Here is a 16621-nt window from a genome sequence, read left to right as displayed (position 1 = left end):
GCTTCACTTCCGCACCGTCGACGCGTCGGCGACGATCCGGGCCGTCCAGGCCACCCCGCCCCACTCCAGAAGCCCGCCGACGACCAGGCAGCCCCATCCGGCGGGGGTGTGCAGCAGCACCCCCAGGGGATCGGCGCCGAGCGCGCCGCCCATCAGCAGCCCGCCCACCGGCAGCAGCGCGAGTATCAGGGCGGTGGCCCGCGGACCGGCCAACTGGGCCCTCAGCTCCTCCCGTTGGTCCCGCTGAACGGCCAGCCCGGCGGCGATCCGCTCCAGCCCGCGGGCCAGCCCCGCTCCGCCCTCCACCGCCACCTGCCAGCAGGCCGCCGCCCCGGCCAGCCCCTCCGCGCCCGGCTGACGCGCCGCCGCCCGCAGCGCCCCGGGGACGTCCCCGCCGTACCGCGCGGCCGCCAGCACCGCGGGGCCCGCCTCCCCCGGCCCGGGCGCCCCGGCCGCGACCAGGGCCCGATCCGGCTGCCGGCCGGCGCGCAGCTCCGCAGCCACCGCCCCGCAGAACCGGATCACCGCCGCCGAACGCCGCTCCGCCGCCCGCCGCCGCGCCTGCCGGGCCAGCCATCGCCGTACGACGACCATGGCCACCACCGAGGCCGGCACCGGCAGCACCGACCGCCCCAGCAGCCCCAGCGCGACCCCGGCCGGCAGGCACCAGACCTCCGCACCGACCTCGCCCCAGCGCCCCAACCGCCACCGCCGGCTTCCCTTGTCACCGACCATCCGCCCGACGCACCACTCCCGCAGCAGCACACCGCGCCCCCGTTGCGGCCGTCCCGCCGCGGCGTCCCCCAGGGCCATCGCCATCCGCCGCCGCAGAACAAGCCCGCGCCGCAACCGCCGCACCAGAGCCACCGCGCACCCCACCGCGGCCAAGACCCCGACCAGCCCTGCCATCGACCCCGCGCCATCCCTCAGCACCGCTCGCCACCCCTCTCACACAGCCGCGCCAACCGCCCCCAGCCATCCGCCTCCTGGAACCCCTCCGGGCCCCACACCGCCGCCGGAACCGTCACCACGAAGCCGTCACGATCCCGCTCCAGGACGTGGATCTCGGCGATCCGCCGCCGCCCGGACCGGTCGCGTACGAGGTGCAGCACGACCGACACCGCGGCCGCCAACTGGCTGTGCAGGGCGGCCCGGTCCAGCCCGGCGGTGCACCCGAGCGCCTCCAGACGGGCCGGCACATCGCACGCGGCATTGGCGTGGACGGTGCAACAGCCGCCCTCATGGCCCGTATTGAGCGCCGACAGCAGATCGGTGACCTCCGGACCGCGCACCTCGCCGACCACCAGCCGGTCCGGCCGCATCCGCAGCGCCTGCCGCACGAGGTCCCGCAGGGTCACCCGGCCGGCGCCCTCCTGATTGGCGGGCCGGGTCTCCAGCCGCACCACATGGGGGTGGTCCGGCCGCAACTCCGCCGAGTCCTCGGCCAGTACGATCCGCTCCGCCGGGCCGACCAGCCCGAGCAGCGTGCTGAGCAATGTGGTCTTGCCGGACCCCGTACCGCCGCTGACCAGGAACGACAGTCGTGCGGCCAGCAGCGCCCGGAGCAGCCGGTCGCCGCCCGGCGGAACCGTCCCGGCCGCCACCAGCTCCGTCAGCGCGAAGGCCCGGGGCCGCAGCACCCGTAAGGACAGACACGTCCCGGCGACCGCCACCGGGGGCAGCACGGCGTGCAGCCGTGTGCCGTCCGGCAACCGGGCGTCCACCCACGGCCGGGCGTCGTCCAGCCTCCGCCCGGCGACCGCCGCCAGCCGCTGGGCCAGCCTGCGCACCTCGGCCGCGTCCCGGAAGCGGACGTCGGTGCGCTCCAGTCCGCCGCCGCGGTCCACCCACACCGCGTCCGGCCCGGTCACCAGTACGTCCGTCACCGCGGGCTCGGCCAGTAGCGGCTCCAGCGGCCCGCTGCCCACCATTTCCGAGCGCAACGCGCCCACCACGCCCAGCACTTCGGCGTCCCCGAGGAGGCGCCCCTCCTCGCGCAGCGCCACCGCGACCCGGGCCGGCGTCGGCTCCGCCCCGGCCTCGGCGAGCCGCCGGCGCACCACATCGAGCAGGTCCCGGCTCATCCCGCACCACCGCCCGGGGCGGCCGCCACGGCCCACCCGCCCCCGAAAGGCCCGACGGCACCCCGGCTCCTACGGGACCACCACCCCGCCCCGCACAGCAGCCCGTCCCGCCACCAGTCCCCGAACCGCGGACCGTGCCGACCCGATGCCGCCCGGCCACGATGCCCGGGCGTTCCCACCTTCCACCGCCTCATTCCGACGCACCCCCCGGCTCCGTCTCCGCACCCCGCACCGCACCCGCCACACCGGCCCCTCCTGCGCCCCGGGCTCGCTCCCAGAACCCGGCACAGAACCGCGCCAGCGGCCCCCGCTCCCGCGCGCCGGGCGCCCGCCCCCGCGCCAGGTCCTCCGACAGCCCCGCTTCCCAGGGCAGTTCACCCGCCAACGGCAGCCCCACCAGACGCGCGACCTCCTCGGCCGTCGGCCCGCCGCCGGACCCCGGTCCGGGGTGCCCGCAGGTCACCACCCGGACGTCGCCGAGCACCGCCCGCACCCCGTCGGCCACCCGCCGCGCCGCCGCCACCGCGCGCAGCTCCGTGGGGACGAGCAGCAGCCCGATGTCCACCTGTGCCAGCGCCTCGGACGTCGTCCCGTCCACCCGGCGCGGCAGGTCGACGACCACCACGCCGCCGCGCCGCCTGGCCGCCGCCAGGACCGCCCGCATCGCCGGCGGCGGAATGGCCACCTCCGCGCCCCGGTCCCAGCTCAGGACCCGTAAGGAGTGCAGCCGGGGCAGCGACTCGGCCAGCGCTCCGCCCGCCACCCGGCCGCGCGATTCGGCGAAAGCGGGCCACCGCAGCCCCTTCTCCTGCTCGCCGCCCAGCAGGACATCGAGCCCACCGCCCAACGGGTCGCCGTCCACGAGCAGGGTCCGCTCCCCCGCACGGGCGGCGGTGAGCGCCAGCGCCGCCGCGAGGGTGCTCGCCCCGGCGCCGCCGCGCCCACCGACGACCCCGACCGTCAGGGCCGGCGGCCCTGATCCCTCGACGGCGTCGGCGATCCGGTCCACCAGCCACCGCTCCCCGTCGGGGAGGGCCAGCACCCGCTCGGCCCCGGCCGCCACCGCCTGCCGCAGCACGGCGACGTCGTCCGCGTCCCGGCCGACGATGACCACGCCGGCGCGGCGGCCCACGACGGACAGCCGGCCGGCCGCGTCCGCGCCGACGACCACCAGCGGCGCCGCTTCCCACTCCTCTTTCCCGAGCGGAGGGCGGTGCGCCACTTCGGGCAGCGCACCGGCCGCCGCGCACAGCCGCAGAAGGTCGTCGAGGAGCTCTTCGTCCTCGGTGATCAGCAGTGGCCCGTCCCGCTCTTCACCGCTTCGCACCAGCTGGTCGGAAGTAGATGATCCGGACACGTTCTGTCCCCCTGTCGCTACACAACTCGCGCTTCCGCGAACTTCGCGGACTTTCACGATGCAGCGATCGGGAAATCTCTGTGGATCTTGACCCAAAACTGTGGACAACCCCGCGGTTGTGAATATCCCCGTCACCTATTCCAGCGACGCTGGGCAACTCCTGAGGCGCATGAGAAGCCTCCGCAGAGCAGTCCGACGGCTACCCTGAGTGATGGCATATGCATGACAGAAACGTCGGCCCATCAACGCGCGGAGAACGGTCGGATCAAGGTCTCACGACGGAAAATGCGTCCGGACATGCGACGACCCCCGCCGGGGGGGAGAGCGGGGGTCGTCTCCACGGCCGGCTCGGGGGGGGAGGAGCCGGACCGGGTTAGCACGGTCGCGAACGATCCGTGACTTCCATGGTGTACCCGAGTGCCTTCTCAGGCAAACCCACGCGCCACACCTTACGCCGAATGGTGGGCGCCTATGCTCGCCCCGTGGAAAACCACTCCGTGCCTCACTCGACGCCCCGTACTGCCGCGTTCTTCGACTTGGACAAGACCGTCATTGCAAAGTCGAGCACGCTGACCTTCGGCAAGTCCTTCTACCAAGGCGGCCTGATCAATCGGCGGGCCGTACTGCGCACCGCGTACGCCCAGTTCGTGTTCCTCGCGGGCGGCGCCGATCACGACCAGATGGAGCGGATGCGCGAATATCTCTCGTCGCTGTGCCGCGGCTGGGACGTGGCGCAGGTCCGGGAGATCGTCGCCGAAACACTGCACGATCTGATCGACCCGATCATTTACGACGAGGCCGCCTCGCTCATCGAGGAACACCACGCGGCCGGCCGCGACGTCGTGATCGTCTCCACCTCGGGCGCCGAGGTGGTCGAGCCCATCGGTGAACTCCTGGGCGCGGACCGGGTGGTGGCCACCAGAATGGTGGTCGGCGACGACGGCCGCTTCACGGGAGAGGTGGAGTACTACGCCTACGGCCCCACCAAAGCGGAGGCCGTTCGGGAGCTGGCCGCGTCCGAGGGATATGACCTCGAACGCTGCTACGCGTACAGCGACTCCATCACCGACGTGCCGATGCTGGAAACGGTCGGCAATCCCTGCGCCGTCAACCCGGACCGGTCGCTGCGCCGCGAGGCGAACGCCCGCGGCTGGCCGGTGGTCACCTTCAGCCGCCCGGTCCCGCTCAAGAAGCGGCTGCCCACGCTGTCGATGCCCTCCCGTCCGGTGATCACCGTTGTCGCCGCGATCGGCGCGGCCGCCGCCACCGCGACACTGGTCTGGTACGCGAGCCGCCGCAATACGGGAAAGAAACACCTCACCGCATTGCCCGCATTTGCGGGCAATCGTAAAGATCTGCGAGCTGGGGTTCCGCTTGCCCCGCATGAGTAGTACAAAGGACTTGACGGCCCGCGAGACCAAGGACATCCGAGAGGAACGCCTTTAACGCATCAAGGCCCACGGACCGACGCATGAATGCCGAGCACCCACGCGACGCCGACCCGTCGATTACGGGCCAGCCGCACCAGGTAAGCGGACAACGAATCCGACCTGATGGGCAAAAATTCGAGCACGCCTGGTAACTCGGCGGACGTGCCAGCGGCGGTACCGAAGGGTTGGTACCGCCGCAACCCGTGTGCGGCCCGCATCAGGGGCCGTGCACCGCGTCGTTACGCGGCACCGCGCTGGAGCGCCTCGCAGACCGCCGTGCTCTCCCGTGCACCCAGCTCGACCGCCCGACCACAGTGGGCGATCCACTGCGCCATGCCTTCCGCGGTGCCCGAGGCGTAGCCCCGGAGGGCCGCCGTGTAGTCCTCGCGCCCCTGTTCCGCGTGCCCGACCTCGGCCGGGCAGATCGCCTTCGGGTCCAGTCCGCTGCCCACCAGCACGATCCGCTCGGCGGCCCGCGCGACCAGCCCGTTGTGCGAGCCGAAGGGCCGCAGCGCCAGGAGTTCGCCGTGCACCACCGCGGCCGTCACCAGGGCCGGCGCCGCGGAGCCCGCCAGCAGTACCCGCGACAGCCCGTCCAGCCGCCCGGCGACCTCCTCGGCATCCGGGAGCGGCAGCTCGATGAGCGGCTCATCCACCGGCTCGTCGCCCTGCCGGGGCCGGCCCACGGTGTCGTCCGCCGCGCCGCCGCCGGCCGCGACCAGGTGCAGCCGGGCCAGCACGCGCAGCGGCGACTGCCGCCAGACGCTGAGCAGTTGGCCCGCCTCGGCGGTCAGCCGCAGCGCCGCGCCGACCGTGCGCGGCTCGCCGCCCTCGCTGAAGTCGGTGCGCCGCCGGATCTCTTCGAGCGCCCAGTCGGCCCCGGAGAGCGCCGCGGAGCCACGGGCCGCGCGCAGCGCCGCCTCGGCGGTGATCTCGGTGCTCCGACGCCGCATGATGCGGTGCCCGTAGACCCGGTCGACGGACTTGCGGACGGCGTCCACCGCGTCCGCGACCCCCGGGAGCGACGCCAGGGGCGCGAGCGGGTCGTTGCCCGTCGGGGGAGGTTCGGGGGACGTCCCCCGGGAGATTCCAGCCATGGGGACGACCCTACGCACCACCGGGCCGGACCCCTCGAAGGAGTGGTCTTCTTCACGTAAACCACCCGCCGAGAGGTTGGCCACACCTAGCCTGCCGAACATGAAGATCGCTTTCGTAGGCAAGGGCGGCAGCGGCAAGACCACGCTGTCCTCGCTGTTCATCCGGCATCTCGCCGCGTCCCGGATCCCCGTCGTCGCGGTGGACGCCGATATCAATCAGCACCTGGGCGTCGCGCTCGGCATGGACGAGGCAGAGGCCGCCGCACTGCCCGCGATGGGCGCCCATCTCCCGTTGATCAAGGACTACTTGCGCGGCGGCAACCCCCGTATCCCGTCCGCCGACACGATGATCAAGACGACCCCGCCCGGGGAGGGGTCGCGGCTACTGCGGATCTGCGAGGACAACCCCGTCTACGGGGCCTGCGCGCGGGCCGTGGCCCTGGACGACGGGGCGGTGCGACTGATGGCCACCGGCCCGTTCACCGAGGCCGACCTGGGCGTGGCCTGCTACCACTCCAAGGTCGGCGCGGTCGAGCTGTGTCTGAACCACCTCGTCGACGGCCGCGGCGAGTACGTCGTCGTCGACATGACCGCCGGATCGGACTCCTTCGCCTCCGGGATGTTCACCCGCTTCGACATGACCTTCCTGGTCGCCGAGCCGACCCGTAAGGGCGTCGCGGTCTACCGCCAGTACAAGGAGTACGCGCAGGACTTCGGCGTCCCGTTGAAGGTCGTCGGCAACAAGGTCCAGGAGCCGGACGACCTGGCGTTCCTGCGCGCCGAGGTGGGCGAGGACCTGCTGGTGTGCGTCGGCCACTCCGACTGGGTGCGGGCCGTGGAGAAGGGCCGCCCGGCCCCCTTCGCCCTTCTGGAGAAGGGCAACCGCCGCGCCCTGGAGACCCTGTACGACACCGCCGACGCCTCCTATGAGCGCCGCGACTGGGAGCGCTACACACGGCAGATGGTGCACTTCCACCTGAAGAACGCGGAGAGCTGGGGCAACGCCAAGACGGGAGCCGACCTGGCCGCCCAGGTCGACCCCGCCTTCGTGCTCTTCGAGGGGGCGGCTACTCCGCAACCGGCGTGATCCGGGCGGCCGGCGCCGGGCCGGACGCCTCCGGCTTCCCGGAGAGGTACGCCGCCCAGCCGTCCTCCGGCGCCCGGCCCACCGGCAGGCCCTGGAGCCTGGCCAGCACCTCCGGGTCCTGCGCGTCCAGCCAGTCGCTCAACTGCTTGAAGCTGACGCAGCGCACACCCGCGCGGGGGCAGATCTCCTTGATCGCCTCCTCGACGGCCTTCATGTAGGTGCCGCCGTTCCAGGACTCGAAGTGGTCGCCGACGAAGAGGGGGGCGCGGTTGCCCTCGTAGGCGCGCTCGAAGGCGCCCACGATGCCGTCGCGCATCTGTCGACCCCAGGTGTCGTACATCGCGCGGTTGCCGTGGACGCCGCCGGACTGGTTGGCCAGGAAGTTGTAGTCCATCGAGAGGGCCTCGAAGCCCCGGCCGGGGAACGGTATCTCCTGGAGCGGGAAGTTCCAGAGGCCATCGGTCTTGTGCGGCCAGACCTGGAGCCCGCCCGCCGAGCTGGCGTCGTAGCGGAAGCCCATCTCCTTGGCCGCGGGTATCAGGTTGTGCTGCCCCTCCAGACAGGGGGCGCGGCCGCCGACCAGCTCCTTGGCGTAGTCGAAGGGCAGCGGCGGCTCGTTCTTGAGGCCCGAGTTGGTCTTCCAGTTCCGGACGAACCACACGGCCTGTTGTATCTCGCTGCGCCACTCCTCCGGAGTCCATCTGCCGACCCCGTTGTGGCCGCAGAAGTGGCCGTTGAAGTGGGTGCCTATCTCGTTGCCGTCCTCCCAGGCGCCGCGCATCTGGGCCACGGTGGCCTTGATCCCCGGGATGTCGTTGAAGCCTATGGCCGAGGAGCCGACCGGGTGGCGGGGCGGTTCGTAGAGCTCGGCCTTCTCACTGGGGAGCAGGTAGATGCCGCTGAGGAAGTACGTCATCGTCGCGCCGTACTTCTTGCCGACTGCGCGGAAGTGGGAGAAGAGTCGCTGGCCGTCCTCGCCGGCGCCGTCCCAGGAGAAGACCACGAACTGCGGTGGCTGTCCGCCCGCCTTGAGCCGGGCGGGCCGCGGTTGGTGGGGCTGCGCCCCGGTGTATGCGGTGGAGCCGTCGCCTATGAGGCGGAGCGGGCGTGCTGCGGGGGCCTCTGCGGGCTCCGCGCGTCCCTTGGCCGTGCTCTGCCGCGACCCGCCCTGGGTCGCCGCGGAGCAGCCGGCTATGGCCGCCAGCACCACCGCCGCCGCAATGCGGACCGTCGTCTTCGATATGACGGTCATCAGCCACCTCATTCCTGGTGCGCAGGACACCATTTGGGTTATCAGGACGAACCTGAGGAATCGCCTATATCCATTGACAGATGACCAAAAGGGCACGACGAAAGTCGTTTTATTCACTCGATAGATGGAATGACTGCGCCATACACCCCAAAAGCCTTCTCACGGCCTTTACGCGTCATTACGATTCGTTTACCGATGCTTGAGAGTCACCGGAACGTCACCCACCTCGACGCCCGCCGGCCGGCTCGCTCCCGCCGCAGTACACCGCCGCCCCGCGGTCGCTTTCCGACGCCGACCGCGCCGCCCCGGAGGAGACGGGAATGTCGCAGATCCAGAAGTCACCGCAGCCGCCGACCGGGCAGTCGCCCGAGCCGGTACCGCCCTCCGGGGCCGCACCCCACGGGAAAGCCGCCGGCGCGGCCTGGCGGGGGGACCTCTCCGCCTCGGTCGTGATCTTCCTGCTGTCCGTGCCGCTGTCCCTCGGTATCGCCCTGGCCACCGGCGCACCGCTCCAGTCCGGGCTGGTCGCCTCGGCCGTCGGCGGGATCGTCGCCGGACTGCTGGGCGGCGCACCGCTCCAGGTGACCGGCGCCGCCACCGGCCTCCTGGTGGTCACCGCCGACCTCGTACAGCGCTACGGCTGGCGCGCCACCTGCCTGATCACGGTCCTGGCCGGGCTCGCCCAACTCGCCCTCGGGGCGCTGCGGGTGGCCCGCGCGGCGCTCGCCGTCAGTCCTGCGATCGTGCACGGCATGCTCGCCGGCATCGGCGTCACCATCGCCGTCGGCCAGCTCCATGTGGTGCTGGGCGGCAGGCCCGACAGCTCGGCCGTCGAGAACGCCGCGGCGCTGCCCGGCCAACTGGCGCACCCGCACACCACCGCGCTGCTGATCGGGGCCGTCACGGTCGCCGTACTGGCCGGCTGGCCGCGGCTGCCGGGCCGCGCCGGGCGCCGGGCGCGGCTGCTGCCGGCCCCGCTGGCCGCGGTGCTGGCTGCGACGGCGGTCAGCGCGGGGACGGCGGTGCCGCGCGTCGAGCTGCCGTCCTGGCGGCTGCCGCAGCCGCCCGTGCTGCCGGACGCCTCGCTGGCCGCCCTCGCCGCGGCGGTGCTGACGGTCACCCTCGTCGCCAGTATGGAATCGCTGCTGTCCGCGGTGGCCGTGGACCGGCTGGCCGCCGAGCGCCCCGGCACTCCCCCGGGGCGGCCGCGGCTCAACCGCGAACTGGCGGGTCAGGGCCTGGCCAACGTCGTCTCCGGCCTTCTGGGCGGCCTGCCGGTCTCCGGTGGCGCGATCCGCGGTTCGGCCAATGTGCGGGCCGGCGCGGCCACCCGCCGGGCGACCGTGCTGCACGGCGTGTGGGTGCTCCTCTGCGCCGGTCTGCTGGCGGGGGTGCTGGAGCTGATCCCGCTGGCCGCGCTGGCCGCCCTGGTGATGGTCGTCGGCGTGCGGATGGTCAGCTTCGTGCACCTCAGGCATGTGCAGCGGCACCGCGAGTTCCCGGTGTACGCGGCCACTTCGGCCGCCGTCGTGCTCTTCGGGGTGCTGCCGGGCGTCCTGACGGGCATCGCGGTCGGGATCTTCCTGGCACTGCGCCGGCTGACCCACACCCGTATCCAGGTGACGGAGGAGTCCGGCCGCCACCGGGTGCGCGTCAGCGGCCAGTTGACCTTCCTGGCGGTGCCGCGGCTGACCCGGGGTCTGGCACAGGTCCCACCGGGCGCCGACGCGGTCGTGGAGCTGTGCGGGTCGTTCATGGACCACGCCGCCTACGAGGCGCTGCAATCCTGGGCGACCACCCATCGGGCGGCCGGCGGATCGGTGGCCCTCGGGGGCCGTTCGGGCCGGCCGCTCGCCGAGCCGGTCAGTGCGCACTCCTGCCGGCCGTGGACGCCGTGGCGCAACCACCACTGCACCCGTCCCGCCGCGGACCACACCGACGCCCACCCGAGCGGCGGCCAACTCCTGGGCGGGGTCAGCGCGTTCCAGCGGCACACCGCCCCGCTGGTGCGCGAGGAGCTGGCCCGGCTGGCGCGGGAGGGCCAGCGCCCCACCCAGCTCTTCCTTACCTGCGCGGACTCCCGGCTGGTGACGAGCATGATCACGTCGAGTGGGCCGGGCGATCTGTTCACCGTGCGCAATGTCGGCAATCTGATGCCGCCGCCCGGCTCGGACGCCTCCTGCGACTCCGTGGCCGCCGCGGTCGAGTACGCGGTCGAGGTGCTGCGGGTGGAGTCCATCACCGTCTGCGGGCACTCGGGCTGCGGCGCCATGGCGGCACTGCTCGACGCGGCCGGCACCCCGCCGCCGTCCGACGAGGCCACCCCGCTCGCCCGCTGGCTGCGGCACGGCCGCCCGAGTCTGGCCCGGATGGCGCGGATCGGGCGGCTGGGCAGGGGCGAAGTCGCCTTCGTCGAACGGCCGGTGGCCGACGACCACGAGCGGCTGGCGCTGGTCAACGTCCGGCAGCAGCTCGACCACCTGCGGGCGCACCCGTGCGTCGCCCGCCGCATGGCCGAGGGCACGCTCACCCTGCACGGCATGTACTTCCACGTGGCCGAGGCCCAGGCGTACCTGCTGGACGAGCGCAGCGGACGGTTCCGCGCGGTGCGCGCCGACGTCCCGGCAGTCGGCGTCTGACCTGCGCGGCAGCACCCGAACGGCGGTATCTCAGAAGGGATTCGAACAGGTCTACACCAATAGTTGTCCACAGCCCTTGTCAGGGTCGGCCGCGGGCTGATGAGCTATGGCCCGGGGACACATCGCACGCCCTGGGAATGGGAGATGTCGTGAGCAACGAAAGCCTGGCCAACCTCTTGAAGGAGGAGCGGCGGTTCGCGCCGCCCGCCGAGCTGGCCGCGAACGCCAACGTCACGGCCGCCGCGTACGAAGAGGCCGCTGCGGACCGGCTGGGCTTCTGGGCCGAGCAGGCCAAACGCCTGACCTGGGAGACCGAGCCCACCGAGACCCTCGACTGGTCGAACCCGCCGTTCGCGAAGTGGTTCGCCGACGGCAGGCTCAACGTCGCCTACAACTGCGTGGACCGCCACGTGGAGAACGGCCTCGGCGACCGCGTCGCCATCCACTTCGAAGGCGAGCCGGGCGACAGCCGCGCGATCACCTACGCCGAGCTCCAGCGCGAGGTGTCGAAGGCGGCCAACGCCCTGACCGAGCTGGGCGTCCGGGCCGGCGACCGGGTCGCCATCTATCTGCCGATGATCCCGGAGGCGGTGATCTCCATGCTGGCCTGTGCCCGGCTGGGCGCACCGCACTCCGTCGTCTTCGGCGGCTTCTCCGCGGACGCGCTGGCGACGCGGATCGACGACGCCGACGCCCGTGTGGTCATCACCGCCGACGGCGGCTACCGCCGCGGCAAGCCCTCCGCCCTCAAGCCGGCGGTGGACGAGGCGTTGACCAAGCCCGGCACGGAGGACGTCCGCAGCGTGCTGGTCGTCCGCCGCACCGGCCAGGAGGTCGGCTGGACCGAGGGCCGCGACGTGTGGTGGCACGACGTCGTCGAGCGGCAGAGCGAGCAGCACACCCCCGAGGCGTTCGACGCCGAGCACCCGCTGTTCATCCTCTACACCTCCGGGACGACGGGTAAGCCCAAGGGCATCCTGCACACCACCGGCGGCTATCTCACCCAGGTCTCGTACACCCACCACGCGGTCTTCGACCTGAAGCCGGAGACCGACGTCTTCTGGTGCACCGCCGACGTCGGCTGGGTGACCGGGCATTCGTACATCACCTACGGCCCGCTCTCCAACGGCGCCACCGAGGTGCTCTACGAAGGCACCCCGGACACCCCGCACCAGGGCCGCTGGTGGGAGATCGTCCAGAAGTACGGCGTGACGATCCTGTACACCGCGCCGACCGCGATCCGCGCCTGCATGAAGTGGGGCGACGACATCCCGGCGAAGTTCGACCTGTCGTCGCTGCGCCTGCTGGGGTCGGTGGGCGAGCCGATCAACCCCGAGGCGTGGATCTGGTACCGCAAGCACATCGGGGCGGACCGGGCGCCGATCGTCGACACCTGGTGGCAGACCGAGACCGGCGCGATGATGCTCACCCCGCTGCCGGGCGTGACGGAGACCAAGCCCGGTTCGGCCCAGCGCCCGCTGCCCGGCATCTCGGCCACGGTGGTGGACGACGAGGCCCACGAGGTGCCCGACGGCGGTGGCGGCTACCTCGTCCTGACCGAGCCCTGGCCGGCGATGCTGCGCACCATCTGGGGCGACGACCAGCGCTACCTGGACACCTACTGGTCCCGTTTCGAGGGCGTGTACTTCGCCGGCGACGGCGCCAAGAAGGACGAGGACGGCGACATCTGGCTGCTGGGCCGGGTGGACGACGTGATGCTGGTCTCCGGCCACAACATCTCCACCACCGAGGTGGAGTCCGCGCTGGTCTCCCACCCGAAGGTGGCCGAGGCCGCGGTGGTGGGCGCCACCGACCCGCAGACGACCCAGGCCATCTGCGCCTTCGTCATCCTGCGCGGCGGCGCCACCGCCGAGGACGAGGGGCTGGTCGACGAGCTGCGCGCCCATGTCGCCCAGCAGCTCGGCCCGATCGCCAAGCCCAAGCGGATCCTGCCGGTCGCGGAGCTGCCCAAGACCCGCTCCGGCAAGATCATGCGGCGCCTGCTGCGCGATGTCGCCGAGAACCGCACCCTCGGGGACGTCACCACGCTCACCGACTCCTCCGTCATGGAGCTGATCCAGTCGAAGCTGCCGAGCGCGCCGAGCGAGGACTGACGCGCCGGGCGGGGCCTGCCGCGACGGCGGCGGGTCACGCCCGCGCGCACGGAGGGGGGCATCGGGCCGTCACGGCCGGGTGCCCCCTCCGGCGTGCCCGGGCCCGCCCCTGGTGCCCCCCGGCGGCCCGATGCCCGAAATGCCCGTAAAGTATTGCCCACGCATCAACCGCTTACAGCCACCCGTTAGAGTTAAGGAGGCGTCAAGGGGACGCCAGGAAACTCTGGGTGCGCCGGGAAGTCTGGTCGGCAACTGCTAAAGCCGTTCTCAGCTGCCGGAGGTCATCGCGTGACTGCGCCCAGCAACCGTCGCTCCATATTCCTCGGCCGGATGCCGCTGCCCGAGCGGAACTTCATCGCCGATGCGCTGCGCACCGAAACCGTCGGCGGGGTCCTCCTTCTCGCCGCCGCCATCGCCGCCCTGATCTGGGCCAACACCGTCGGCGGCAGCTACGAGGCGGTCCGCGGTCTGCACCTCGGCCCGGCCTCGCTCGGACTGGACCTCTCCCTCCAGCACTGGGCCGCCAACGGCCTGCTCGCCGTCTTCTTCTTCGTCGCCGGCATCGAGCTCAAGCGCGAACTGGTCGCCGGCGAACTCCGCGACCCCAAGGCCGCCGCCCTACCGGTGGTCGCCGCGATCTGCGGCATGGCGACCCCCGCCCTCGTCTACTTCGCCGTCAACGCCGCCGGCGGCGGCTCGCTCGGCGGCTGGGCGGTCCCCACCGCCACCGACATCGCCTTCGCCCTCGCCGTCCTCGCGGTCATCGGCACCTCCCTGCCGTCCGCGCTGCGCGCCTTCCTGCTCACCCTCGCCGTCGTCGACGACCTCTTCGCGATCCTGATCATCGCGATCTTCTTCACCTCGAAGCTGAACTTCCTCGCCCTCGGCCTGGCCGTCGCCGGCCTGGTGCTCTTCTACGTCCTGCTGCGCATTGGCGTCCGCGGCTGGTACGTCTACGTCCCGCTCGGCGTGGTGATCTGGGCCCTGATGGAGAACAGCGGCGTGCACGCCACCATCGCCGGCGTCGCGATGGGCCTGATGCTGCGCTGCCACCGCCGGGAAGGCGAGCGACAGTCCCCCGGCGAGCACATCGAGCACCTGGTCCGCCCGCTGTCGGCGGGGCTGGCGGTGCCGCTGTTCGCACTGTTCTCCGCGGGCGTGTCCATATCCGGCGGCGCGGTCCGCGACGTCTTCACCCGGCCGGAGACGCTCGGCGTGGTCCTCGGCCTGATAGTGGGCAAGGCCGTGGGCATCTTCGCCGGCACCTGGTGCACCGCCCGCTTCACCAGGGCCGAACTCAACCCCGATCTGAAGTGGCCGGACGTCTTCGGCGTCGCCGCCCTCGCCGGCATCGGCTTCACCGTCTCGCTGCTGATCGGCGAACTGGCCTTCGCCGGCGACCCGGTACTGACCGACGAGATCAAGGCCGCGGTGCTGATCGGCTCGCTGCTCGCCGCCGTCTTCGCCGGCATCCTCCTCAAGGTCCGCAACAACAAGTACCGGCGCCTGTGCGACGAGGAGGAGCGCGACGAGGACCAGGACGGCATCCCCGACGTCTACGAACAGGGCCGTCCCGAGTACCACCTGCGGATGGCCGCGATCCACGAGGCGAAGGCCGCCGAACACCGCCGGCTGGCCGAAATGGCCGCCGGGGCCCGGTCCGGGGACGATGGTCCGGCATGATCTGAGAGGCTTTGCATCCAGGCGAAGAGAAGAGGGAGACGGCGATGAGCGCAGCCGACGACGGTGCGGACCGCAGCCTCGGGCAGCTGGTGGCCACGGCGACCGCGGAGATGTCCGCGCTGGTGCACGACGAGATCGCACTGGCCAAGGCGGAACTCCGGCAGGACGCCAAGCGGGCGGGCATCGGCAGTGCCGCGTTCCTCGTGGCGGGCGCACTGGCGCTGTTCGCGCTGCCGGTCCTGAGCTTCGCGGCGGCCTACGGCATCCACAACCTCGGCCTCGGGCTGGCCTGGTCCTTCCTGATCGTGGGCGGCGCCTTCCTGGTCGTCGCCGCGCTGCTGATCCTGATCGCGGTGGCCAAGATGAAGAAGATCAAGAAGCCGGAGAAGTCGATCGCCTCCGCCAAGCAGACCGCCGCGGTGCTCCAGAAGGCCAAGCCGCACCCGCGGACGACCGAGGCGGACCACCCGGTCCTTACGTCTGTGACACGCTCGTCGGTATGACAGCCCCTGACAGCACCGCCTCGGTCGTGCGGCTCGATCTCCCGAGCGGGCGAGAGGTCACGCACCGGGACGTCGCGGCCAACGGCGCGCGCTTCCACATCGCCGAGATGGGCGACGGGCCCCTCGTACTGCTGCTGCACGGCTTCCCGCAGTTCTGGTGGGCCTGGCGGCACCAGCTGCCCGCACTGGCCGACGCGGGCTTCCGCGCCGTCGCCATGGACCTGCGCGGGGTCGGCGGCAGCGACCGCACCCCGCGCGGCTACGACCCGGCCAACCTCGCCCTCGACATCACCGGCGTCATCCGCTCCCTGGGCGAGGCGGACGCGGCGCTGGTCGGGCACGATCTGGGCGGCTACCTCGCCTGGACGGCGGCGGCGATGCGGCCCAAGCTGGTGCGCCGGCTCGCGGTCTCCTCGATGCCGCACCCGCGGCGCTGGCGGACCGCGATGCTCGCCGACGTCCGCCGCAGCTCGCACGTCTGGAGCTTCCAGCGCCCCTGGCTGCCGGAGCGCCGGCTGACCGCCGACGACGCGGAGCTGGTCGGCCGCATGATCCGCGACTGGTCCGGTCCCCGGCTCCCCGAGGACGAGACGATCGAGATCTACCGGCGGGCGATGACCATCCCGTCGACGGCGCACTGCTCGATCGAGCCGTACCGCTGGATGGTGCGCTCGATGGCCCGCCCCGACGGCCTCCAGTTCAACCGCCGGATGAAGAAGCCCGTACGGGTCCCCACCCTGCATCTGCACGGCTCACTGGACCCGGTGATGCGCACCCGCAGCGCCGCCGGTTCCGGCGAGTACGTCGAGGCCCCCTACCGCTGGCGGCTCTTCGACGGCCTGGGCCACTGGCCGCACGAGGAAGACCCCGCGGCCTTCTCCACCGAGCTGGTCAACTGGCTCAAGGACCCCGAACCGGACCGCTGACGGCCCCGCCCGACCGCCCCGCGCCACCCGTCCCGGGCCCGCTCCGCACGGTCACCGGCCCGCTCCGCCGCGTCACACGAACGTTCGTCTGCCGAACGGCCAATTGCCTCCCGCATAGGCCAATTGGCCCTCTCCCAGGCGGTTACGGACCATGGGCCACGGGCAGAGTCGAGGGTATGGGCTGGACGCACGACCACCGTGACGTGGCACGCAACCACCGCAGCAGTGCCGCTGCAGTGGGAACGCAGGACAGGGGCACCGCGGATCTCGGATCCGGCGGTTCCCCCGACCCGGCGCACCCGATGGGCATCCCCCGCATCCTGCGCCGCAGAGCGCGCTGGATGAGCGCCCGGCTGCGCCATTCCCGCAGCTGACCCGGCGCACTCCGGCGAGCGGCCGCCGGGCCGCGCCCCGTCCGCAACGGATCGGTACGCGGCCCCGCACCCGGC

13 protein-coding genes are annotated in these 16621 nt (G+C 72.5%); 8 read left to right on the top strand and 5 right to left on the bottom strand.

Annotated elements, in window-relative coordinates:
- Positions 1-3 precede the first annotated feature (3 nt).
- The 3 genes from K2224_RS08110 to ssd all read right to left on the bottom strand — a co-directional run bounded on the left by K2224_RS08110 (position 4) and on the right by ssd (position 3441).
- Entirely contained in the window at positions 4-909 is a 906-nt protein-coding gene (locus K2224_RS08110; protein ID WP_221905927.1) for a type II secretion system F family protein, read from the bottom strand.
- Between the two features lie 17 nt (positions 910-926).
- Positions 927-2084 (bottom strand): TadA family conjugal transfer-associated ATPase, encoded by a 1158-nt coding sequence (locus K2224_RS08105; protein ID WP_221905926.1) that lies wholly within the window; start codon positions 2082-2084, stop codon positions 927-929.
- Between the two features lie 190 nt (positions 2085-2274).
- Positions 2275-3441 carry a septum site-determining protein Ssd gene (ssd, locus tag K2224_RS08100; protein ID WP_221905925.1) on the bottom strand — a complete coding sequence of 389 codons (1167 nt, stop codon included), beginning with the start codon at positions 3439-3441 and terminating at the stop codon, positions 2275-2277.
- A 458-nt stretch (positions 3442-3899) separates the two neighbouring features.
- On the opposite strand from ssd, the gene K2224_RS08095 reads away from it, so the two are divergent.
- Positions 3900-4832 carry an HAD family phosphatase gene (locus K2224_RS08095; protein ID WP_221905924.1) on the top strand — a complete coding sequence of 311 codons (933 nt, stop codon included), beginning with the start codon at positions 3900-3902 and terminating at the stop codon, positions 4830-4832.
- 278 nt (positions 4833-5110) lie between these two features.
- On the opposite strand, the gene K2224_RS08090 is transcribed toward K2224_RS08095, so the two are convergent.
- Positions 5111-5968, bottom strand: coding sequence for an oxidoreductase (locus K2224_RS08090; protein WP_221905923.1), 858 nt, complete (start codon positions 5966-5968; stop codon positions 5111-5113).
- Positions 5969-6068: 100 nt separating this feature from the next.
- On the opposite strand from K2224_RS08090, the gene K2224_RS08085 reads away from it, so the two are divergent.
- Entirely contained in the window at positions 6069-7055 is a 987-nt protein-coding gene (locus tag K2224_RS08085) for an ATP-binding protein (protein ID WP_221905922.1), read from the top strand.
- Here the strand turns inward: K2224_RS08085 and K2224_RS08080 are convergent.
- Positions 7036-8307: a hypothetical protein gene (locus tag K2224_RS08080; protein ID WP_221905921.1), complete on the bottom strand. Its 1272-nt coding sequence runs from the start codon at positions 8305-8307 to the stop codon at positions 7036-7038. The genes K2224_RS08085 and K2224_RS08080 overlap by 20 nt on opposite strands.
- 320 nt (positions 8308-8627) lie before the next feature.
- Between K2224_RS08080 and K2224_RS08075 the strand changes: the two genes are divergently transcribed.
- The 6 genes from K2224_RS08075 to K2224_RS40335 all read left to right on the top strand — a co-directional run bounded on the left by K2224_RS08075 (position 8628) and on the right by K2224_RS40335 (position 16546).
- Positions 8628-10946 (top strand): SulP family inorganic anion transporter, encoded by a 2319-nt coding sequence (locus K2224_RS08075; protein WP_221905920.1) that lies wholly within the window; start codon positions 8628-8630, stop codon positions 10944-10946.
- Positions 10947-11095: 149 nt separating this feature from the next.
- Positions 11096-13060 (top strand): acetate--CoA ligase, encoded by a 1965-nt coding sequence (acs, locus tag K2224_RS08070; protein WP_221905919.1) that lies wholly within the window; start codon positions 11096-11098, stop codon positions 13058-13060.
- Positions 13061-13390: 330 nt separating this feature from the next.
- Positions 13391-14743, top strand: a complete 1353-nt coding sequence (nhaA, locus tag K2224_RS08065) for a Na+/H+ antiporter NhaA (protein ID WP_260693429.1) — start codon at positions 13391-13393, stop codon at positions 14741-14743.
- Between the two features lie 44 nt (positions 14744-14787).
- Positions 14788-15246 (top strand): phage holin family protein, encoded by a 459-nt coding sequence (locus tag K2224_RS08060; RefSeq protein WP_221905917.1) that lies wholly within the window; start codon positions 14788-14790, stop codon positions 15244-15246.
- Entirely contained in the window at positions 15243-16172 is a 930-nt protein-coding gene (locus K2224_RS08055; RefSeq protein ID WP_221905916.1) for an alpha/beta fold hydrolase, read from the top strand. The genes K2224_RS08060 and K2224_RS08055 overlap by 4 nt, the downstream gene beginning before the upstream one ends.
- Positions 16173-16348: 176 nt before the next feature.
- Entirely contained in the window at positions 16349-16546 is a 198-nt protein-coding gene (locus K2224_RS40335; protein WP_260692390.1) for a hypothetical protein, read from the top strand.
- Positions 16547-16621: the final 75 nt, after the last annotated feature.

This window comes from Streptomyces sp. BHT-5-2 (assembly GCF_019774615.1).
In the GTDB taxonomy this organism is placed as follows: Bacteria; Actinomycetota; Actinomycetes; order Streptomycetales; family Streptomycetaceae; genus Streptomyces.
The sequence above is the reverse complement of the archived record's forward strand: the minus strand, read 5'-3'. Positions and strand labels throughout refer to the sequence as shown.

Excerpts from the sequence above, each read along its gene's own strand:
- nhaA (WP_260693429.1), top strand. The coding sequence starts at position 13,391 with ATGCCGCTGCCCGAGCGGAACTTCATCGCCGATGCGCTGCGCACCGAA.
- K2224_RS08095 (WP_221905924.1), top strand. The coding sequence starts at position 3,900 with ATGGTGGGCGCCTATGCTCGCCCCGTGGAAAACCACTCCGTGCCTCAC.
- K2224_RS08085 (WP_221905922.1), top strand. The coding sequence starts at position 6,069 with ATGAAGATCGCTTTCGTAGGCAAGGGCGGCAGCGGCAAGACCACGCTG.
- K2224_RS08090 (WP_221905923.1), bottom strand. The coding sequence starts at position 5,968 with ATGGCTGGAATCTCCCGGGGGACGTCCCCCGAACCTCCCCCGACGGGC.
- K2224_RS08055 (WP_221905916.1), top strand. The coding sequence starts at position 15,243 with ATGACAGCCCCTGACAGCACCGCCTCGGTCGTGCGGCTCGATCTCCCG.
- K2224_RS08105 (WP_221905926.1), bottom strand. The coding sequence starts at position 2,084 with ATGAGCCGGGACCTGCTCGATGTGGTGCGCCGGCGGCTCGCCGAGGCC.
- K2224_RS08075 (WP_221905920.1), top strand. The coding sequence starts at position 8,628 with ATGTCGCAGATCCAGAAGTCACCGCAGCCGCCGACCGGGCAGTCGCCC.
- K2224_RS08060 (WP_221905917.1), top strand. The coding sequence starts at position 14,788 with ATGAGCGCAGCCGACGACGGTGCGGACCGCAGCCTCGGGCAGCTGGTG.
- K2224_RS08110 (WP_221905927.1), bottom strand. The coding sequence starts at position 909 with ATGGCAGGGCTGGTCGGGGTCTTGGCCGCGGTGGGGTGCGCGGTGGCT.
- K2224_RS08080 (WP_221905921.1), bottom strand. The coding sequence starts at position 8,307 with ATGACCGTCATATCGAAGACGACGGTCCGCATTGCGGCGGCGGTGGTG.
- K2224_RS40335 (WP_260692390.1), top strand. The coding sequence starts at position 16,349 with ATGGGCTGGACGCACGACCACCGTGACGTGGCACGCAACCACCGCAGC.